The 20,257-nt window shown below is 70.3% G+C and carries 17 protein-coding genes; 12 read left to right on the forward strand and 5 right to left on the reverse strand.

Annotated elements, in window-relative coordinates; all coding sequences use genetic code 11:
* Nucleotides 1-530: 530 nt before the first annotated feature.
* The 4 genes from AFL01nite_RS01615 (at nucleotide 531) to AFL01nite_RS01630 (ending at nucleotide 4,992) form a co-directional block, all read left to right on the forward strand.
* Nucleotides 531-1,679: a sensor histidine kinase gene (locus tag AFL01nite_RS01615; RefSeq protein ID WP_146825343.1), complete on the forward strand. Its 1,149-nt coding sequence runs from the start codon at nucleotides 531-533 to the stop codon at nucleotides 1,677-1,679.
* Between the two features lie 2 nt (nucleotides 1,680-1,681).
* Nucleotides 1,682-2,326 carry a response regulator transcription factor gene (locus AFL01nite_RS01620; protein ID WP_146825344.1) on the forward strand — a complete coding sequence of 215 codons (645 nt, stop codon included), beginning with the start codon at nucleotides 1,682-1,684 and terminating at the stop codon, nucleotides 2,324-2,326.
* Between the two features lie 96 nt (nucleotides 2,327-2,422).
* On the forward strand, nucleotides 2,423-4,540 hold the full coding sequence (locus tag AFL01nite_RS01625; RefSeq protein WP_146825345.1) for an MMPL family transporter: 2,118 nt from the start codon (nucleotides 2,423-2,425) through the stop codon (nucleotides 4,538-4,540).
* Nucleotides 4,541-4,569: 29 nt separating this feature from the next.
* Nucleotides 4,570-4,992, forward strand: a complete 423-nt coding sequence (locus AFL01nite_RS01630) for a DUF2871 family protein (RefSeq protein WP_146825346.1) — start codon at nucleotides 4,570-4,572, stop codon at nucleotides 4,990-4,992.
* A gap of 711 nt (nucleotides 4,993-5,703) precedes the next feature.
* On the opposite strand, the gene AFL01nite_RS01635 is transcribed toward AFL01nite_RS01630, so the two are convergent.
* From AFL01nite_RS01635 to AFL01nite_RS01645, 3 genes are all read right to left on the reverse strand, one after another.
* Complete coding sequence (locus AFL01nite_RS01635) at nucleotides 5,704-6,939, reverse strand: tyrosine-type recombinase/integrase (RefSeq protein WP_146825347.1); 1,236 nt, start codon at nucleotides 6,937-6,939, stop codon at nucleotides 5,704-5,706.
* Nucleotides 6,940-7,189: 250 nt separating this feature from the next.
* The gene (locus AFL01nite_RS01640) at nucleotides 7,190-7,957 is read right to left on the reverse strand and encodes a M15 family metallopeptidase (RefSeq protein ID WP_146825348.1); all 768 of its coding nucleotides are present in this window, start codon (nucleotides 7,955-7,957) and stop codon (nucleotides 7,190-7,192) included.
* 38 nt (nucleotides 7,958-7,995) lie between these two features.
* Nucleotides 7,996-8,364, reverse strand: coding sequence for an ArsR/SmtB family transcription factor (locus tag AFL01nite_RS01645; protein ID WP_146825349.1), 369 nt, complete (start codon nucleotides 8,362-8,364; stop codon nucleotides 7,996-7,998).
* 165 nt (nucleotides 8,365-8,529) lie between these two features.
* On the opposite strand from AFL01nite_RS01645, the gene arsB reads away from it, so the two are divergent.
* Both arsB and AFL01nite_RS01655 read left to right on the forward strand, forming a co-directional pair.
* A complete protein-coding gene (gene arsB / locus AFL01nite_RS01650) occupies nucleotides 8,530-9,633 on the forward strand; it encodes an ACR3 family arsenite efflux transporter (RefSeq protein WP_281285715.1) in 1,104 nt (367 codons plus the stop codon).
* Nucleotides 9,626-10,045 carry an arsenate reductase ArsC gene (locus AFL01nite_RS01655; RefSeq protein WP_146825350.1) on the forward strand — a complete coding sequence of 140 codons (420 nt, stop codon included), beginning with the start codon at nucleotides 9,626-9,628 and terminating at the stop codon, nucleotides 10,043-10,045. The genes arsB and AFL01nite_RS01655 overlap by 8 nt, the downstream gene beginning before the upstream one ends.
* Before the next feature lie 49 nt (nucleotides 10,046-10,094).
* Here AFL01nite_RS01655 and AFL01nite_RS01660 read toward each other — a convergent pair whose 3' ends face one another.
* Nucleotides 10,095-11,468, reverse strand: coding sequence for a YncE family protein (locus AFL01nite_RS01660; protein ID WP_186813769.1), 1,374 nt, complete (start codon nucleotides 11,466-11,468; stop codon nucleotides 10,095-10,097).
* Between the two features lie 89 nt (nucleotides 11,469-11,557).
* The gene (locus tag AFL01nite_RS01665) at nucleotides 11,558-13,021 is read right to left on the reverse strand and encodes a PucR family transcriptional regulator (RefSeq protein WP_146825352.1); all 1,464 of its coding nucleotides are present in this window, start codon (nucleotides 13,019-13,021) and stop codon (nucleotides 11,558-11,560) included.
* A 105-nt stretch (nucleotides 13,022-13,126) separates the two neighbouring features.
* Here AFL01nite_RS01665 and gabT point away from each other — a divergent pair, with 105 nt between their 5' ends.
* Genes gabT through AFL01nite_RS01695 form a run of 6 tightly spaced genes read left to right on the forward strand, consistent with a single transcriptional unit; the run spans nucleotide 13,127 to nucleotide 20,237 of the window.
* The gene (gene gabT, locus AFL01nite_RS01670; RefSeq protein ID WP_146825353.1) at nucleotides 13,127-14,470 is read left to right on the forward strand and encodes a 4-aminobutyrate--2-oxoglutarate transaminase; all 1,344 of its coding nucleotides are present in this window, start codon (nucleotides 13,127-13,129) and stop codon (nucleotides 14,468-14,470) included.
* Nucleotides 14,467-15,957 carry an aldehyde dehydrogenase family protein gene (locus AFL01nite_RS01675; RefSeq protein WP_146825354.1) on the forward strand — a complete coding sequence of 497 codons (1,491 nt, stop codon included), beginning with the start codon at nucleotides 14,467-14,469 and terminating at the stop codon, nucleotides 15,955-15,957. Before gabT ends, AFL01nite_RS01675 begins: the two co-directional genes overlap by 4 nt.
* Nucleotides 15,957-17,105 (forward strand): CaiB/BaiF CoA transferase family protein, encoded by a 1,149-nt coding sequence (locus AFL01nite_RS01680; RefSeq protein ID WP_146825355.1) that lies wholly within the window; start codon nucleotides 15,957-15,959, stop codon nucleotides 17,103-17,105. Before AFL01nite_RS01675 ends, AFL01nite_RS01680 begins: the two co-directional genes overlap by 1 nt.
* Nucleotides 17,105-18,295, forward strand: coding sequence for an acyl-CoA dehydrogenase family protein (locus AFL01nite_RS01685; protein ID WP_146825356.1), 1,191 nt, complete (start codon nucleotides 17,105-17,107; stop codon nucleotides 18,293-18,295). The genes AFL01nite_RS01680 and AFL01nite_RS01685 overlap by 1 nt, the downstream gene beginning before the upstream one ends.
* Before the next feature lies 1 nt (nucleotide 18,296).
* Entirely contained in the window at nucleotides 18,297-19,577 is a 1,281-nt protein-coding gene (locus AFL01nite_RS01690) for a Glu/Leu/Phe/Val family dehydrogenase (protein ID WP_146825357.1), read from the forward strand.
* Nucleotides 19,578-19,631: 54 nt separating this feature from the next.
* The gene (locus tag AFL01nite_RS01695; protein WP_146825358.1) at nucleotides 19,632-20,237 is read left to right on the forward strand and encodes a phosphoribosylanthranilate isomerase; all 606 of its coding nucleotides are present in this window, start codon (nucleotides 19,632-19,634) and stop codon (nucleotides 20,235-20,237) included.
* The last annotated feature ends 20 nt before the right edge of the window (nucleotides 20,238-20,257 follow it).

Below are 20,257 nucleotides of genomic sequence, written 5' to 3' on the forward strand. Positions count from 1 at the left end.
GGTCACCTTGCGTTTTCGGCCGGGGCGGCACCCGGGGGAGCACGTACCGACCCAAGCGCACCCGTTGACAGCTAGACGAGGGCGAAGGCCATCCGAGGTCGGATTCCACGGTCGATCTGAAAGACACGTGTTCTCGGTACCCAATGCCTCGGCTCGTATAGAGCTCGGACTCGACAGGGGGTCGCAGGTTCGAATCTTGTCAGCCCGACAACCGAAAGCCCCGGGAGAACGCGGGTTTCGTCATTTCGGAGGCGCTCCATCAATCCCGTCAGGCAGACGCGAACCGGTGGCCGATGCCGGTTTCGGTGAAACGACCTACGGGACCGCGTTCGGCTCGTGCGCCGCGATGTCGGCCAGCGGTTTGTTGCTGGCGCTGGCACTTCACCGCCGCTCAGCGCGGAAGGAGGCGTGGTGCCTGCGGACACGGCAATCGTGCATCGTGCGGTGATCTCGACAACGTCGCTGAGCTGGCCACCACGTGCAGGCCTCCGCACCTTCGGACCCGTGGAAGTCGCGCATAGGATCACCGAGTGAGCACGACATTCCCCACGCCGAGCGTCGAGCGGCTGCGATGGGGGCTGGATGTGCTGGTGCTTGCGCTCGCTCTGGTCGTGGCGGTGCGTGCCGTCCTGCTCGGGGAGAGCAACGCAGGTGCGGTCGTCGCACTGGTTGTCGCCTTCGGCAGCCTTTACGTGGTGCGCTCACGCACGCGATCGTCCGGGATGCGTAGCGGGTTGCTGGTGGCCCTCGTGGCGGACTGGGCAGGACTGGTCCTGCTGGGAGCCGACGCGGCGTACGTCTCCCTCGGCCTGTTCCTGGTCTTCCTCACCGAGTTGGCATGGGCGCCGGCGCTGGCCTGCATCATCACGCTCACGACGGCCGACGCGATCGTCGGGTTCTTCAGGGAGGAGTCCGCGGAGGTCTTCCTGGCTCCTGTGCTGGGCGCTGTGCTCTCGGTGCTACTCGGCGCCGGCTACCGCGTCCTGTTCGACGTCACGCGGTCACAGCAGGAGCTCATCGGTGCGCTGCAGCGAACGCAGGCCGAGTTGGCCGAGTCCGAGCGCGCGGCGGGTCAGGCGATGGAACGTCAGCGCCTGGCACGCGAGATCCATGACACGGTCGCGCAGGGTTTGAGCAGCATCCAGTTGCTCTTGCACGCCGCGGAGGCGGAGCCTCTGCCGGAACGCGCCACAAGTCGCGTCCGGTTGGCGCGCGAGACGGCGGCAGCCAGTCTCGTGGAGGCGCGGCGGATGGTGGAGGAACTCGCTCCCGCCGATCTGGTGGGCTCGTCACTCTCGGCAGCGTTGCAGAGGGTGTGTGACCGCTCGGTCGCGGACGTCCGATTCGTGGTGGACGGGGAGCCCCAGACCATCTCCACACCGACGGAAGCCGCGCTCGTGCGGGTCACCCAAAGCGCGCTGGCGAACGTCGAACAGCACGCCGGTCCGGGAGTCCGAGCAGTCGTCACGCTGAGCTGGGGCGGCGGTCGTGTGCGGCTGGACATCGTCGATGACGGTCGTGGCTTCGACACATCGATCCTCGCTTCAGCCACGTCCCGCAGCTTCGGTCTCGAGACGATGACGCAGCGCGTCGAGGAGCTCGGTGGCGACTGGTCGGTGGAGTCCGAGCCGGGACGCACCGCCGTGGGCGTCTCGTTCCCCGTCGAGCAGGAGGACTGAGCATGATCCGTCTGCTGATCGCCGACGACCATGCGATCGTGCGGGCCGGACTGCGAGCCCTCTTGGAGCAGCGAGGCGGTGAGATCGAGGTCGTGGGCGAAGCCACGACAGTCGATGAGGCGGTCGAGTTAAGCGGAATCCTGCGTCCGGATCTGGTCCTGATGGATCTGCGGTTCGCCGGCGACTCACGGACCGGGGTGGATGCCACGCGGGAAATCCGCGCGCTCGACCCGGCGCCGTACGTGCTAGTCGTGACCAACTACGACACCGACAGCGAGATCCTCACCGCCGTGGAGGCCGGCGCCAGCGGATACCTGTTGAAGGACGCGCCTCCCGACGAGCTCTTCGCCGCCGTGATGTCCGCTGCTGCAGGTTCGACCACTCTCTCGAGCCGGATCACCTCGAAGCTGATCGGCAGGATCGGCAGGATCGGCGTGAACGGTCCGCCGCTGACACCTCGCGAGCTCGAGGTCCTTACGGCCGTGGCCACGGGCCGGTCCAACCGGGACGTCGCCAAGGATCTCTTCCTCAGCGAAGCGACCGTGAAGTCGCACCTCGTGCAGGTCTTCGCGAAGCTGGACGTGAGATCGCGGACCGCGGCCGTGGCGCGTGCGCGCGAACAAGGGCTCCTGCCCACCGACCGGTGACATGACGCGGTTCGCCTGCTCCTCCATCGAAAGTTGCAGTCAGGAACAGTGGATCGACCGATGTGTGGGCGGCCGCGCGCGGGTTGACTCGTCAGCGTGAACACTCCACGTCCCCGCCTGTCCCGAATCAGCCGCCGTGTCGCGTGGCTGGTCGTGGCCGGCTGGTTGATTCTGATCGCCGTCCTGACCGCCGTGGCGCCCGCATTGGACGCCGTCAAGTCCAACGACAATGACAACCCTCCGGCAGGGTCCATGTCGATGCGAGCAGCCGTCGTCGCAGAGCAGGAGTTCGGTACCGAATCTGCTCCCCCCGCCGTGATCGTGGTGCGCTCGGATTCGCAAGAAGAGACCCGTGACGCCACCGGTCGACTCGTGAACCTGATCCAGGACGCGGACCTCCCTGCAGTCGTCGACACCGTCGACGCCTCGATGCTGCCGCGCGGGGGAGGCCTGGTCAGTCAGGACGGATCGACGGAGATGATCCTCGTCCAGCTGACGGGAAGCGCTGGTGGTGAGGACTATCGCGGCACGGTCGACGAACTGCGCACGCTGACCTCCTCCGTGGCCGACGGGACGGTCGAGACCGCGGTCACCGGTCCGGCCGGAATCGTCGCCGACGCCTCCGAGGTCTTCGGCGGGGGCGACCGGATCCTGCTGCTCGGCACCGTGGCGCTCGTCGTGGTCCTGCTCGCCGCGATCTATCGCTCGCCGGTGCTGGTCGCCGTGGCGCTCCTCGGTGTCGGCCTGGCGATGCGGTTGGCCGAAGGAGCCGGTGCGTTGCTCGCGGACGCCGGGGTGATCCAGATCAGCGGCCAGACGGCATCGATCATGACCGTGTTGCTCTTCGGAGTGGGGACCGACTATGCGCTCATCATCTTCGCGCGCTTCCGTGAGGCGATCGCCGACCACCCCGACCCCCGAGTGGCGGTGGCGGTCGCCATGCGATCGGTGGCCGGTGCGCTTGCCGCGAGCGTCTCCACCATCGTGGTCGCCGTCCTGGCCCTCCTGGTGGCCGTGACCCCGACGCTCCACGACTTCGGCCCTTACCTCGCCCTCGGAGTCGCCTCCATGGCGGCCGTGGCCTTCACGCTGACACCGGCTCTGCTGGTGCTGTGTGGCCGATTCGCCTTCTGGCCGCGTCGCGCCGTCTCGCCGGACCGCGAGACTCGTGGATCCCGCGTGTGGAACAAGGTCGCGGATGTTGCGATCGACGCTCCCAAGCGGGTCCTGGCAGCCGGTCTCGCCCTCCTGATCCTCATGGCTGGCGGGTTGCTGGGCGCCCAGCAGTCGTTCGATCTGGTCAGCGGGTTCCGCCTCGAGACCGAATCGGCCGCGGGGCGGGCGATGGTCGCGGACGCTTTCGGTCCGGGCGTCATCGCACCCAGCGACGTGCTCGTGCAGGCCGGGCGTCCGATCGAAGCCACGCAGGTCCGCGCTGTCGCGACATCCCTCGCCACCTCCCCGGACGTCGCCACCGTGGGCGCGACCTCGACGTCCAAGGACGGCCGCGTGGCGCGAATCAGTGTGGTGCTGAAGTCCAATCCGTACGGCTCCGAGGCGATGGCCGCGGTTCCGCGCATCGTCGACCGGGCCGAAGCGGGAGCCCGCCAAGCCGGAGTCAGCGATCCGGAAGTCCTGATCGGCGGGGAGACCGCCGTCGCGGCGGACACGCGTGGGGCCCTCGACCGAGACCTGGTCGTCGTCGGCCTGCTGATGATCATGGCCGTGTCGCTGATCCTGGGACTCGTCCTGCGCTCGATCCTCGCCCCGGTGTACATCGGACTGACGCTGCTCCTGTCGTACGCGGCCACCATGGGTCTGACCTCGTTCATCACGATCACGCTCGGGGGTGATCTGGGCATCGGCAACCGGGTCGCGGTGTACGTCCTGATCTTCTTGGTCGCGCTGGGGGTGGACTACACGATCTTCATGCTGACGCGCTATCGCCAGGAGCTGGTCACACGCACTCCGGTCGAGGCGCTGCGGGTCTCGATCGTCCGGACCGGTGGTGTGATCTCCTCGGCAGGCATCATCCTCGCCGGCACGTTCGCCGTGCTGATGACCCAGCCGATCCGCGAGCTCTACCAGTTCGGGCTGGCGATGGCGATCGGCATCCTGCTCGACACGTTCATCGTCCGGCCGCTGCTCGTCCCCGCCTGCATCCGACTGCTCGGCCGGCACGCGTTGTGGCCCAGCCGGCCCGCCCATCCCTGATCCCTCACGATCCTCCACAGGAGAACCACATGTTCAATCTTCTGTACCGTTCGGCAGCGACCTGGACCGCGCTCGGCCTGGTCAGCGGCCTCTACTATCGCGAGTTGACCAAAGCGAACGACTTCAGCGGTCACACGCAACTGGCGGTCGCGCACACGCATGCGCTTGCCCTCGGCACGCTCATGCTCCTCGTGCTCCTCGCCCTGGTGGCGGCACTCGGGATCGATGATCGCCGGTTCCGGTGGGGCGTGCTCACCTGGCACGTCGGATTGGTGATGACGTTCGGCATGCAGCTCGTGAAGGGCACCTTGCAAGTCCTCGGGAACAGCGCATCGGACTCTGCTGCACTCGCCGGGATCGCCGGTCTTGGACACATCACGCTCACCGCCGCGTTCATCCTGCTGTTCATCGGCATCGGTTCCGCGGTGCGTCCTCGAGCGCTCGTCGTCTGAATCGTGCAACCTCTCAGGCGTTGCCTTCTGCCCCGTGTGGCGTGCTGCACCGAAGCCCGTGTGCAGTGAGTCCGAGTCCGCCACACTCGTCGCCATGCCAGACGTCCGCGCTTTCGAGGACATCGAGACGAGCATCTTCATCCAGCGTGCCTCGTCGGACGGGAAGAACGTTTTTCGGCGCTTCGTCGCCTGCGTCGAGTGCGAGGGAGACTCGGGACCGAGGAGATCGGGCCCGTCAGCGAATGGATCAGATGGCTGATCGCTGACGAGGAGGTCCATGTGGCTTTCGAGGAGATCGGCGGGGATGCCGAACGGCTGAGTGCCGTCGCCGCGCAGCTCGCCGACAAGCATGTGGGCATTGAGAACCTGCTCATGATCGATCGGATGCAACTGCTTCCGGCGCGGAGAGGCAACCGGCTGAGCGGAGCGATCATTCTGGAACTCATCGCGCTCCTCAGGTTGGACCGCGGTTCGACGGTGGCGCTCCCGGAGCCCGCACATCAGCGCGCCGGCGGCGGGTCATATGACGATGGCCCCGACCGCGACCGCGTGTTGACGCGCCTGACGAACACCTACAAGCAGGGCGGGCTGACGCAGTTGGCGCGACACGGGAGTCTGGTGGCTGCCGGTCTCGAAAGCCGGCGACTTGCTCCAGAACGATGCCAAACCGTAGATAACGCTGTGTGGGTCACCGGCTGGGGGAGAGCGCGGTCAACGGTTGGTGTCCGTCCAGCCCCGGGCCTCTGCTCTCCTCCGTGCCAACTCCCTGAGCCTGCTCGAGGCGGCCTGCTGGTACCGCATCGCGGCCTGGCTGGTCGAGTGTCCACCGAGAGCCATGAGTTCCGCCAGGGTGGCCCCGTGACGGGCGGCCTCGGTGAGGGCTCCGTGGCGGAGATCGTGAAACCGCAGGTCGTCTCGTCCAGCGACGTGGCGTGCTTCGTACCAACCGAAGCCCTTGCGGTGCGTTCTGCCGCGGCGCTTCGTGGTGACCTTCCCGTAGAACGCGCTGGGGGAGAGGTGCCCTCCGTTCACACCCGGGAACATCAGCCCTTGGAGCCCGGGCGCAGCGTGGAGCTTCTTGTGCTCGATCACCTCATCGACAATGTCCGGAGGGATGGGAACGTCCCGAATCCCGGCATCGCTCTTGGGCGTCTTGGCCACGACACCGGCCGATCGCGAGCGAACCACGCCCCGGCGCACGTGGATGATCGCGTTCTTCACATCGACGTCCGAACGGCGAAGCTCCGCGAGCTCACCGAACCGAAGGGCGCAACCATCGGCCAGCAACACCATGAGCCGGTGTCGCTCAGGCATGTTCGCCACGATGACCGCGATCTCCTCGGCGGTCGCCGGGCGAATGCGCCGCTTGGCGCCCGAACTCCCACCCCCGGAGATCCCACAGGGATTGAATGGGATCAGCGCCTGACCGCTGTTCTTCGTCGGATCGGCGGCTGTTCGCATGATGGCGCGAAGCAGCGAATACGCATGGGCGCGATACGTCGGGCGATCTGGGGTCGCGTCGTCGTACCACCGGCCAACCGATTCGGGGGTGATGTCGCGAAGCGGCGTAACTTCGAAGGTGGGAAGGATGACACGGTCGAGGAGATCTTGATAGTGGTCACGCGTGCGATCAGCGAGCGGACGACCCTTGACCTTCCGATCGGCCAGCCATCGCCGGGCGTACTCGCCGAACTGCAGCGTCGCGGAGTGCTTCTCAGCATTGCGTCGTCCAGGCTCGGTCCACGTCCCGCTCGACAGTAGGCGGCGCTCGTCGACGAGCCACGCCTCCGCGTCACCGCGGGTGACGAACGTGTGGGGCGCGGTATGCCGCAGTCGGCCCCCTGACTCTGTGGTCCGGCCTGCAGGGTCCGCGTAGCGTGCTTGAAACCGTCCGCTGGAGAGCTTGGAGATCTCTCCGAACTCTCGCCGAGATCCAGCACGGGCCATGGGTAAGCGCCCCTCATTTCGTAGTTCCCACGTAGTTCAACGTAGTTCAAGCGTAGTTCTAGAGCGGGTAGTTATGTCCGCTCGTGGCCTCATCTGTCACCGAGGAAAAGTACTGAAATCACAGGATATAACGAGGTTCCCACTAGGGCCTAGGCCTGGGTTGATAATCACCGGCGTACTGGTTCGAACCCAGTATCGCCCACCCGAGAGAACCCCCGGAACCGCAACGGTTTCGGGGTTTTCGTGCGTGTCAGCGGCCGGAGAACGGTCGCGACGGATACCCGGTGTCGAAGTGCATGTAGTCGGGCACGTCGATGTTCTGCCAGACCCAGCCTTCGCGGGTGAACAACCGCCACACCAGGCCGCGTTCGAGGATCTTGCCGCGTCCCGGCGTGCGCTCGGCGTGTCGTGCCGAGGGCGTCCAGCAGTCGCAGCGCAGGTCGACCCACGGGTTCTGAAGCGGGTTGATGTCCACGGCCCGACCGTTCGCGTGCGGTGAGTCGGTGAACGGGGCGTTGATCTGGTCCGCGCGGCGGCAGTTGAAAGCCGAGGTGTTGTCCGCGGCGAGGCTCTTCGCGACGTCGCCGCCGTAGGCCTCGACGCCCTTCATCTTCCGGATCGGGAACTCCTCGGCGAAGAGCCGGTCGAAGATCCGGCGGACGCTCGGGGCCACGTCGGCGTTGACGATCAAGTGGCCCCTCCGGGTCCGACCGTCGAAGTCGACGAAGCTCAGGTCGACGCGCCGCAGCTGCTCTCGTCGCTGGATCGGACACTCCCGGCGCACCATCCCGGCGTCGACGATCGCCTTCCATTGCTCTGGGGGCACCTCGCGGACTCTCGAAGGTGGTGGGATCCGGGGCGCCGCGGTGGTGGCGGTGGCGGTCGACTCCGGCGAGGAGCTGGTGCCGACGCTCCGGCTGGGACGCGGCGGCGCGGGCGCGTCGTCCTGCGTGATGCCGCAGCCGGCCAGCAGCGTCAGGGCCAGGGCCGCGATCGTCACGCGCCGGTGCTGGGGCATCTCAGTCGCCTTCCGAGGGAGTCGAGCCGCGCGGGTCGTCAGACCGCGACAATGCCCGCGTCGCGCGCGATCGGGTCACGCAGGACATCGGACAGGTGGCCGAGTGCCCCGGGCACGACGGAGTAGAAGGCCCAGGTGCCGCGCTGCTCGCGGGCCAGCAGTCCGGCCTCGACGAGGATCTTGAGGTGGTGCGAGACCGTGGGCTGGCTCAGGCCGACGGGCTCGGTGATGTCGCAGACGCAGGCCTCGCCGCCCTCGTGGGCCGCCACGAGCGAGAGCAGCCGGACCCGGGTGGGGTCAGCCAGTGCCTTGAACTTGCGGGACAGCTCGGTCGCGTCGTCGGGGGTGATCGGCGCGGCGGTGAGCGGGATGCAGCAGCTCTCGTCCTGCCCGGCGATGGTGGCCATGGGCCCAGTATGGCTCGTGCCGGGGACCGGCGGGGGACCCACGTGGCGCGGGTGCACCGTTCACCGGACGTTCATCCGGCGTGGCGCGACCGAGCCCGATGACGCGGTAGCCTCGGTCTAGATAGACAACCTTCGATGGAGGACCGAGGTCCTCGAGGAGTCACCGTGACGTCCGCACCAGCAGCCGACCGACCCGAGACCGATGTCGTGGCCCACCTGTCGCGACTGGACCGCTTCCTGCCCGTGTGGATCATCCTGGCGATGGCCGTCGGCCTGCTCCTCGGCCGCACCGTCGACGGTCTCGACGACGCGCTCGACTCGGTCAAGATCGGCTCGGTGTCCCTGCCCATCGCGATCGGCCTGCTCGTGATGATGTACCCGGTCCTGGCGAAGGTCCGCTACGACGAGACACAGCGCGTCACCGGTGACCGTAGGCTGCTCGGGGCCTCGCTGGTCATGAACTGGGTCCTCGGGCCCGCGCTGATGTTCGCGCTCGCGTGGCTGATGCTGCCGGACCTGCCCGAGTTCCGCACCGGCCTGATCATCGTCGGCCTGGCGCGCTGCATCGCGATGGTGCTGATCTGGAACGACCTGGCCTGCGGCGACCGCGAGGCGGCCGCGGTGCTCGTGGCGGTCAACTCCGTCTTCCAGGTCGTCGCCTTCGGCGCCCTCGGCTGGTTCTACCTGCAGACGCTGCCGGGATGGCTCGGCCTGGAGACGACCTCGGCCGAGTTCTCGTTCTGGTCCATCACCGTGAGCGTGTTGGTCTTCCTGGGCATCCCGCTGGTGGCCGGGTTCCTGACCCGCACGATCGGCGAGCGGGTCAAGGGCCGGGAGTGGTACGAGGACACGTTCCTGCCGCGCCTGGGTCCGTGGGCGCTCTACGGGCTGCTCTTCACGATCGTCGTGCTGTTCGCGCTGCAGGGCGACGCGATCACGCACCAGCCGCTCGACGTCGTGCGGATCGCGCTGCCCCTGCTCGCGTACTTCGCGATCACCTTCGGGCTGGGCATGGTGCTGGGCAAGGCGCTGGGCCTCGGCTACGCCAAGACCGCGACGCTCGCCTTCACCGCGGCGGGCAACAACTTCGAGCTCGCGATCGCCGTCGCGATCGGCACGTTCGGCGTGACGTCCGGTCAGGCGCTGGCCGGGGTCGTGGGGCCGTTGATCGAGGTGCCGGTCCTGGTCGGCCTGGTCTACGTCGCCCTCTGGGCGCGCCGGTTCTTCCTCACCTCCACCCCCTCCGACCAAGGAGCACCGCATGCCTGACCGCCCCTCCGTCCTGTTCGTCTGCGTCCACAACGCGGGCCGCTCCCAGATGGCGGCCGGCTTCCTGACCGAGCTCGCCGGCGACCGCATCGACGTCCGCTCGGCGGGCTCCATGCCCGGCGACCAGATCAACCCGACGGCCGTCGAGGCGATGCGCGAGGTCGGCATCGACATCGCCGGCGAGCAGCCCAAGAAGCTCACCGAGGACGCCGTCATCGCGTCGGACGTCGTCATCACGATGGGCTGCGGCGACGAGTGCCCCTACTTCCCGGGCAAGCGCTACGAGGACTGGGTCCTGGAGGACCCGGCGGGTCAGGGCATCGAGGCCGTGCGCCCGATCCGCGACGAGATCCGCACCCGCGTCGAGGACCTCATCGCCTCGCTGCTGCCCGAGGGAGCCGACCGCGGCTGACATGCGACCGTGATCGGCTCCGCCCGGGGCCTCGACCGCCGTCCCGCGCTCAGCCGAACAGGGCCCGCTCCACCGTGCCGAGACGCACGCGCTGCGGGTGGTCGCCGACCGGGAGGTAGGCGATCTCCTTCTTCGTCCTCACGTCCAGGACGGCGACGGCGTCGGAGTCCGACAGCGAGATCCAGCACGTGTCGTTCAGGCCCTCGGTCGTCCAGTACGGCTTGAGGTAGCTGTGCCCGGTGGTCTCGGCGTCGAAGAACGTCGCGGCGCCGGTGGCGCGGTCGACGAGTGCGGCGTAGTCGTCCATCGTGCCGGCCGCGCACAGCGTCGTGCCGGCCTCGTCGATGGACAGCCCGTGGTGCGCCGAGTCGTTGACGTAGTCGGTGATGGGCATCTTGGGCACCCGGTTGGGCAGCGGGATCAGGCGCGTGACGGCACCCGTGCGGGGCTCGGCGATCTTGCCGGTGGAGTAGTCGACCTTGCCGTTGATGTCCGCCTTCTGCGTGTCGAACTCGACGATGCCGTGGTACCAGGAGACCTGGAAGTAGATGAAGCGCTCACCGGGTGCGATCGCCATGGGGCGCACCGCGGAGCTCATCTTCGGGTGGCCGGCTTCGGCGAGCTCCTTGCCCATGTCCCAGCGCTTGTCGATGCCGAAGTCGTCGTTGCGCACGATCTCGAACCACCGATCGCCCTTGGTCCAGTCGCCGCCGGGGCCGTCGAAGGACGTGTAGGCCGAGCCGATCGAGGCGTGGAAGATGGTCTTGCCGTCGGCGGAGTAGTTGTTCTCGTGCGGGGTGTCGCCCGACTCGAAGGTGCGCAGCCGGTCGCCCATCTTGACGCTCTTGCCGCCGGGCAGGGTCTGGTCGACCATGGCGAACTCGATGACCTGGCGCTCGACGGAGTCGCTGACCAGGAGTCGCTTGCCGTCGGGGGAGAGGCCCGCGTGGTCGCTCCGGTACCCGTCCATCGACGTCTCGGCGACGATGGAGTCGCTGTCGCCGGCCACGGCCTTGGCGATGTCGATCCAGACGACATCGGCGAAGCTCGGGCGGGAGACGGCCAGGTACTTGCCGTCCTGGGTGCTGAACATGTCGTCGACGAACTGGTCGTGACCCTGGCCGGGGCCCACCCGGACCGCCGTGTAGGTGATCAGTCGCAGCGGGTTCTTCCGGATGTCGCGCAGCTCCTGCTCCTTGTCGGGGATCAGGTTGATGCCGGACTTGAGGATCGCCGGGTTGCGGGCGTCGACGATCGAGGCCGTTCCGGCCCAGTTGTTGCCCACGAACATCACGTCGCGGAGCGACTCGGGGGTCGGGGCGTCGGCGCTGGTGGCGGCTCCGGACGGGAGCAGGGCGGCGGCGGTGACGGCGGCGGCGAGGGCCGCGGCGCCGCGCAGGAGGAGGCGGGTCTGCAGGGGCATGTCAGGATCATGCCTCCGATGTAACTCGCTGTGACACCCCTGTCTCACGCCTTGGTGATCTGCGTCACAGTTGGAACAAATGGGGCGACTCAGGCGCGACCGGTCGACCTCAGGTGCAACCAGACCTGACTGGCCACGTCCGGGTCGTCGATGTCGGCGCCGAGGAGCTCGGTGACGCGTCCCATCCGGTGCCGCAGGGTGTTGCGATGGACGCCGAGCTCGCGCGATGCGGGGTCCCACTGGCCGCGGTGACGCAGGTAGGCCACGAGCGCGCCCACGAGGTCGGCCCGGCGATAGGCGAGGACCCGGTCCAGTCCGTCCGTCCACGGCGAGTCGAGCCGGCGGCCATGGGCCGACCGCTCGACCTGTCCGGCCTCGACGCCGGGAAGACGGTGCGCGAGCCCGACGCGTACGTCGTGCACGGTCTCGACGGCGGACGGCGGCGACAGCACCGCCGCGGACTGGGGGTCGGCGCGCTGCAGGAGCTGCGCGAGCCGGTCGAGGTCCGGGGCCGGTGCCGGGCACGCGAACCACGCGTCGTCCTCGGCGCGCTCGCGCGCTCCGGGAAGGGCCGACGGGCACCAGCGCATGACCGCCTCGACGACGTCGGCCGGACGGCTCGAGCGGACGGCCAGCACCACGACCGTGTCGGACGGGGACCCCACGCGCGAGCGGGCGGCGAGGCGCCGCGCGGGCTCGAGCATGCCGAGGTCGAGGAGGGTGGCGACGGACTCGCGTCGTGCCCGGTCCGCGGCGTCCGCGCGGTGGCGCTGCACCGACTCCATGCTCAGCAGCGACGCGGCGGTGATCGCGAGCCGGCGGGCGTTGGGGCCGATCGCGTCGGACGACCCGAGGGTGAGGTGACCGCTGACGCGCTCTCCGTGGGCCAACGGCAGCACGACGACGGACTCGTCGCGCAGGGGGAGCGTCACGATCGACCGTGCGTCGAGCTCCTGCTCCAGGATGCGGGCGCCGAGGTCGATCGCGTCGTGCGCGCGACCGGACGGGTAGACCTGCACCACTAGACCGGTGTCGTCCACCAGGGCGGTCCAGGCGCCCACCGCCGACGACAGGGCGCGCAGGGTCGCGCCGACGGGATCGGGGCTCAGGATCGCGGACACCAGCTGCCCGTGCGCGGTGATGGCGTCGGTCAGCTCCTGGTGGCTCGAGCGCGACCGCGCCGCCCAGTACTCCTTCGAGATCGTCAGGAAGGCCGAGTCGGGCGGCACGACGAGCAGGGTGATGTCGTTGTCGGCGCACGCCGCCACCAGGATCGGCGGCAGCGAGTCCAGGTGCGGCCCGAGGCCCATGCCGACCGCGGCGACGCCGGCCTCGCGCAGGCGCCCCACGTAGCGGCGCAGGCCGAGGTCGTTGTCCGGCAGCGTCAGACCGGTGGTCAGCAGCAGCTCGCCGCCGCTGAGGTACGGCGTCGGGTCGACCAGCTCGCTGACGTGCACCGCCGAGACCTCGGTGCGACCCGGCTCGACGCCGGGCGCGGGGACGAGGTCCGTGGGCAGCGCCCGGCAGAGCTGGGCGATGGTGGGCAGCGACATTGAACAGAATGTACAGGGTTCGCCGGAATTGGGATGTTCTGGCCCAAGATGCCGGGGTGCCGCACCGACGATGCTCGGAGAGTCGTCGAACCAAGGAGAACCCTCATGGCCACACCCGTCCAGCAGCGCCTGCTCAAGACCGCGATCCCCGGTCCCCGGTCGGCGGAGCTGCAGCAGCGCCGCGAGGAGCACGTGACCTCCGGCTTCGGCGTCACGCTCCCCGTCTTCGTCGAGGAGGCCGGCGGCGGCATCATCGTCGACGTCGACGGCAACCACCTGATCGACTTCGCCTCGGGCATCGCCGTCACGAGCGTCGGCGCCTCGCACCCGAAGGTGGCCGAGCGGGTCAAGGCCCAGGTCGACAAGTTCACCCACACCTGCTTCATGGTCACCGAGTACGACCTGTTCGTGGACGTCGCCGAGCAGCTCAACCGCCTGACGCCCGGCGACCACGCCAAGAAGACCGCGCTGTTCTCCACCGGTGCCGAGGCCGTCGAGAACGCGATCAAGATCGCCCGCTCGGCGACCGGCCGTGACGCCGTCGTCGTGCTGGGCCACGCCTACCACGGCCGCAGCCTCCTGACGATGACGATGACCGCCAAGAACGTGCCCTACAAGGAGTCGTTCGGCCCGTTCGCGCCCGAGGTCTACCGCGCGCCGTCGCCGTACCCCTACCGCTGGCCCACCGGCCCCGAGAACGCCGCCGAGGAGGCCTTCGCCGCCCTGCGCGAGCTCGTGCTGACCCAGGTCGGCGCCTCCAACGTGGCGGCCATCGTCGCCGAGCCCATCCAGGGCGAGGGCGGCTTCATCGTCCCGCCGGCCGGCTACCTGGCCAAGGTTGCGGAGTTCGCCCGCGAGCACGGCATCGTGTTCGTCGCCGACGAGATCCAGAGCGGCATGGGCCGCACGGGCGAGATGTTCGCCTGCGACCACGAGGGCGTCGTCCCCGACCTGATCACGACCGCGAAGGCGCTCGCGGGCGGCCTGCCGCTCTCGGCTGTCACCGGTCGGGCCGAGCTGATGGACGCCGCGCCCGTCGGCGGCCTCGGCGGCACGTACGCCGGCAACCCGATCGCGTGCGCCGCCGCGCTCGGCGCCATCGAGGTCATCGAGTCCGAGAACCTCGTCGCCCGTGCCAAGCACATCGGCGAGAAGATCGAGGCCCGGCTGCGTCCGCTGGTCACCGGCGACTCGGTCGTCGGCGACGTCCGCGGCCGTGGTGCGATGCAGGCGCTCGAGCTGGTCCGTCCCGGCACCACCGAGCCCGACGCCGCGCTCGCCAAGGCCGTCGCCGCGTCGTGCCACGCGCAGGGCGTCATCGCCCTGGTGTGCGGCACCTTCGGCAACGTCATCCGCCTACTGCCCCCGCTGGTCATCGAGGACGAGCTCCTCGACGACGGCCTGGACGTCCTGGTCGAGGCCATCTCCTCGGCCGCAGCGGGCCGATGAGCGCCGCCGACGTCAGCCACGACCCCCGGACCGGGACAGTCGCGGCCACGGTCCGCCACAGCACGCCCGCCGAGGTCGACGCCGCCGTGGCGGCGGCGGTGGCCGCCGCTCCTTCCCTTGCGGCGGCCTCGCCGGCCCGGCGGCGCGAGTGGATCTCCGCCGTCGCGGACGCGATCCTCGCGCACCGCGACGAGCTGGTCCGCCTCGCGGACTGGGAGACGGCCCTGGGCGAGACCCGGCTGAGCGGCGAGGTCGAGCGCACCGCGGGTCAGCTGCGGTTCTACGCCGACGTCGCGGTCGAGGGCAGCTTCCTCGGCGCGACCCTCGACTCCACCGAGCCCGCCCTGGCGAAGGTCAACGTGCCGCTCGGCCCGGTGGCCGTGTTCGGCGCCAGCAACTTCCCGTTCGCATTCAGCGCCCTGGGCAACGACACGGCATCGGCGCTGGCCGCCGGCAGCCCGGTCGTGGTCAAGGGCCACCCGGCCCACCCGGGACTCACCGCGCGCATCGTCGAGATCGCGCAGCGGGCCTGGGCGGCCGCGGGCGGCCCGGACGGTGCCCTCGGCCTCGTCGTGGGATTCGAGGCCGGCACCGCCCTGGTCCAGCACGCCGACATCACCGCGGTCGGGTTCACCGGCTCGCAGGCCGGGGGCCTGGCGCTGTGGCGCCTGGCCAACGAACGCGAGGTCGTCATCCCCGTGTATGCCGAGATGGGCACCGTCAACCCGGTGGTCGTGACCCCCGCGGCCGGCGCCGACATCGTGGCGATCGCGGCGGGCTTCGTGGGCTCGTTCACGCTCGGTGGCGGACAGTTCTGCACCAAGCCGGGACTGCTGCTGGCGCCGGCGAGCGTCGAGGCGGCCCGCGCCGTCGGCGACGCGCTGGTCGCGGCCGACCCCACCCCGGTGATGCTGACCGAGGGGATCGCCACGGCGGTCGACGCCGGGATCGCCGGACTCGTGGAGGCCGGCGCCACCGTCGTCGCCAGCGTCCCCTCGACCGGAGCCGGCTGGTCCGCGCCCGCGACCGTGCTGTCGGCCAAGGCCGCCGACCTCACGGCCGGCAGCCGCCTGCTCGAGGAGGTCTTCGGCTCCGTGGTCCTCGTCGTCGAGTACGAGTCCGTGGCCGAGGCGACCGAGATCCTCGCCGGCCTCCAGGGCGCGCTCTCCGGCGCGGTCTTCGCGACCGGCGCGGACCCGGACGCCAAGCCCCTCGTCGACGCGGTCGCCACCAAGGTCGGCCGGGTCATCCTCAACGGCTGGCCGACCGGCGTCGCCTACACGTGGGCGCAGCAGCACGGTGGTCCGTGGCCGGCGACGTCGAACCCGGCGGCCACGTCGGTCGGCGCCGGCGCGCTCGGTCGCTTCGTGCGGCCCGTCGCGTACCAGTCCATGCCCGACGCGCTGCTGCCCGAGCCGCTCCAGGCCGCCAACCCGTGGGGCGTCACCCGCTGGGTGGACGGCGTCGTCGAACCGGGACTGAGCTGATGGCCGGCATCCTCGACGGCGTCGTGGTCGCGGACTTCAGCCGCGTGCTGGCCGGCCCTCTGGCCACCACGATGCTCGCCGACCTGGGGGCGACCGTCGTCAAGGTCGAGCGTCCCGGAGTCGGCGACGACACCCGCCACTGGGGACCGCCGTGGACGGCGACGACCAGCTCGTACTTCGAGTCGGCCAACCGCTCGAAGCAGAGCATCGCCCTCGACCTGTCGGACCCGGACGACCACGCGGTCGCGCTCGACCTGGCCAGTCGCGCCGACGTGCTCGTCGAGAACTTCAAGCACGGCACCCTGGCCGGCAAGGGCCTGGGCTACGAGCAGCTGTCCGAGGTCAACCCCCGCCTGGTCTACTGCTCGGTCACCGGCTTCGGCTCGGCCGGGGGAGCGGACCTGCCCGGCTACGACTTCCTCGTGCAGGCCGTCGGCGGCCTGATGAGCATCACCGGCGACGCCGCCGGCGAGCCGACGAAGGTGGGGGTCGCGCTCGTCGACGTGCTCACCTCGAAGGACGCCTACGCGGCGATCATGGCCGCGCTGTTCGAGCGCGAGCGGTCGGGCCGCGGGCAGCACGTCGAGGTGAACCTGCTCTCGAGCCTGCTCGGCTCGCTGGCCAACCAGGCCTCGGCCTACCTGGCCACCGGCACGGCGCCGCGGCGCCAGGGCAACGCGCACCCGTCCATCGCGCCGTACCAGACCCTGCGCTGCGCCGACGGCGAGTTCGCCGTCTGCTGCGGCAACGACCGCCAGTTCGCGGCGCTCGCTGAGGCGATCGGCGACCCCGGCCTGGCCCGGGACCCGCGGTTCGCCACCAACGGCGACCGGGTCGCGCACCGGCTGGAGCTCGTCGCCGTGCTCGAGCAGCACCTCGCCTCCCGCACCGCGCGGGAGTGGTCCGAGCGCCTGCTCGCCGCCGGCGTCCCGGCCGGCGAGGTCGGCGACATCGGGTCGGCCTTCGCGCTGGCCGAGTCGCTCGGGCTCGGGCCCCGCGTCCCGGTCGGACCCGACGCGGCCGACCAGGTCCGCCACCCCGCCACCTACTCCCGTACCCCCGTCACCCACTACACCCGCCCCCCTCGGCTCGGCGAGCACGATGCCGCCGTCCGGTCCCTGTTGAACGAAGAGAACGAGGCAGTCTGATGAGCACGTCCACCACCAAGGTGACCATCGATCCGCTCGACATCATCGGCATCGACGACCTGCTGACCCCGGAGGAGAAGGCGGTGCGCAGCTCCGTGCGCCAGTTCGCCTCCGAACGCATCCAGCCCTACGTCGCGGACTGGTTCGAGCGCGGCGTGATCGACGAGCCGCGGGTCCTGGCCAAGGAGCTGGGCAGCCTCGGCGTGCTGGGCATGCACCTCGAGGGCTACGGCTGCGCGGGCATGAGCGCCACCGACTACGGCCTGGCCTGCCTGGAGCTGGAGGCGGTCGACTCGGGCATCCGCTCGCTGGTGTCGGTGCAGGGGTCGCTGGCGATGTTCGCGATCTGGAAGTGGGCGTCGGAGGACGTCAAGCAGCAGTGGCTGCCGCGCATGGCCGCCGGCGAGGCGATCGGCTGCTTCGGCCTGACCGAGCCCGACCACGGCTCCGACCCGGGCAGCATGCGCACCCGCGCCCGCCGTGACGGCGGCGACTGGATCATCGACGGCCGCAAGATGTGGATCACGAACGGCTCCATCGCCGACGTGGCCGTCGTGTGGGCGCAGACCGACGAGGGCGTCCGCGGCTTCGCCGTGCCGACCGACACCCCCGGCTTCTCCGCGCCGGAGATCAAGCACAAGATGTCGCTGCGCGCCTCGGTGACCAGCGAGCTCGTGCTCGACGGCGTCCGCATCCCCGACGCCTACGCCTTCCCCGAGGTCCGCGGCCTCAAGGGCCCGCTGTCGTGCCTGAACGAGGCCCGCTACGGCATCATCTGGGGCGCGCTCGGCGCCGCCCGCTCCTCGCTGGAGACGGCGCTGCAGTACACGAAGGACCGCGAGCAGTTCGGCAAGCCGCTGGCCGGCTTCCAGCTCACGCAGCAGAAGCTCGCCGAGATGAACCTCGAGTACACCAAGGGCCTGCTGCTGGCCCTGCACCTGGGCCGTCGCAAGGACGCGGGCACGCTGCAGCCCGCACAGGTCAGCGTGGGCAAGCTCAACAACGTGCGCGCCTCGCTCGAGATCTGCCGCACGGCCCGCACGATGCTCGGCGCCAACGGCATCTCGCTGGAGTTCCCGATCATCCGGCACATGAACAACCTCGAGTCCGTCCTGACCTACGAGGGCACCGTCGAGATGCACACCCTCGTGGTGGGCCAGACCATGACCGGCCTGCCGGCCTACCGCTGACATGAGCGCCACGATCGAGGAGACCGGCGCACCGGCGCGCGAGCCGGTGCTGGAGGACGCGCTCACCCAGCTGCGCGACGCCATCGAGCTGCTCGGGCTCGACGAGAGCATGCACGCCCTGCTCGCCGCGCCGCGGCGCGAGGTCAGCGTCAGCGTCCCGCTGCGGCGGGACGACGGCACGGTCGAGGTGTTCCGCGGCCACCGCGTGCAGCACAACTTCTCGCGGGGGCCCTCGAAGGGCGGCCTGCGGTACAGCCCCGACGTCTCGCTCGACGAGGTGCGCGCGCTGGCGATGTGGATGACGTGGAAGTGCGCCCTGCTCGACGTGCCGTACGGCGGCGCGAAGGGCGGCGTGCGGGTCGACCCGCGCCAGCTGTCGACGAGTGAGCTGGAGCGGCTCACCCGCCGCTACACCAGCGAGCTCTCGCCGGTCCTCGGCCCGGCCACCGACATCCCGGCGCCGGACATCGGCACCGATGAGCAGACGATGGCCTGGATGATGGACACCTACTCGGTGAACCAGGGCCAGACGACGCTCGGCGTCGTCACCGGCAAGCCGGTGTCGCTCGGCGGGTCGCTGGGTCGCGCCTCGGCCACGTCGGCCGGCGTCGTCCACGTGCTGCTGGCCGCTCTGCCCGGGGTGGGGCTCGAGGCGGAGGGCGCGTCCATCGCGGTCCAGGGCTTCGGCAAGGTCGGCCGGGGCGCGGCGCGTCTCCTGCACGACGCCGGCGCGCGCGTCGTGGCCGTGGCCGACCAGTACGGCGGCGTGTTCGCCGAGGGCGGGCTGGACGTCCCGGCGCTGGAGGACTGGGTGGATGCGACCGGCTCGGTCGTCGACTTCCCGGGCGCCGAGGTGCTCGAGGGGAACGACGCGATCATCACGCTCGACGTCGACGTCCTGGTGCCCGCGGCGGTCGAGGGCGTGATCCACTCCGGCAACGCGGAGCAGGTGCGCGCCCGTCTCGTGGTCGAGGGTGCGAACGGTCCGACGTCCTCCGACGCCGACGCGATCCTCGAGAGCCGCGGCGTCACCGTGGTGCCCGACATCCTCGCCAACGCCGGCGGCGTCGTCGTGTCGTACTTCGAGTGGGTCCAGGCGAACCAGGCCTACTGGTGGAGCTCGGCCGACGTGGACGAGCGCCTGCGCACGAAGATGATCGGCGCCTGGGAGCGCGTCAGCCGGCACGGTGCCGACCTGGGCGTCAGCCTGCGACGCGCTGCCATGAGCCTGGCCGTCGGCCGCGTGGCCGAGGCGCACCGGGTGCGTGGCCTCTACCCGTGACGGGAGCGCCGGTCGGCGTCGAGGTCGACGCCGACCGGCTGCGAGAATGGCGCGGTGTACGTCAAGATCTGCGGTCTCCGCACGGCCGACCATGCGCACGTCGCGATCGAGGCGGGAGCCCACGCCGTCGGCGTCGTGATGAACCGGACCAGCTCGCGGCGCGCCACGCCGGACGAGGCCCGGGTCGTCGTCACGGCGGCGCGGGGGCGTGCGGACTCGGTCCTGGTGGTCAACGACCTGGCGGCCGACGAGGCGGCGCGAACGGCCCGTGACCTCGAGTTCGACGTCCTGCAGCTGCACGGCAGGGCCTATGGCGTCGAGGACTTCGCCGCCGCGCGGGCGATCGTGCCCCGCGTGTGGCGGGCGACCTCGCTGGACCTCGACCCGCCGCTGGAGGTGGGGGCGTGGGGCGAGGAGCGGCTGCTGCTCGACGCGCCCCGGCCGGGGTCGGGCGAGACCTGGGACCTCACCGGGCTGGCCGACCGGGCGCCGGAGGGGCAGTGGCTGCTCGCCGGCGGCCTCTCGCCGGCGAACGTCGGCACGGCCGTGTCGACGGTCCGGCCGTGGGGCGTCGACGTCTCGAGCGGCGTCGAGGTGGCCCCGGGTGAGAAGTCCTCGGACCTGATCCGCGCGTTCGTGGCCGCGGCGAGTGCCTCGTGAACGCCCGAGGAGAGCCCAAG

The sequence above is a fragment of the Aeromicrobium flavum genome, from assembly GCF_007992115.1.
GTDB lineage: Bacteria > Actinomycetota > Actinomycetes > Propionibacteriales > Nocardioidaceae > Aeromicrobium > Aeromicrobium flavum.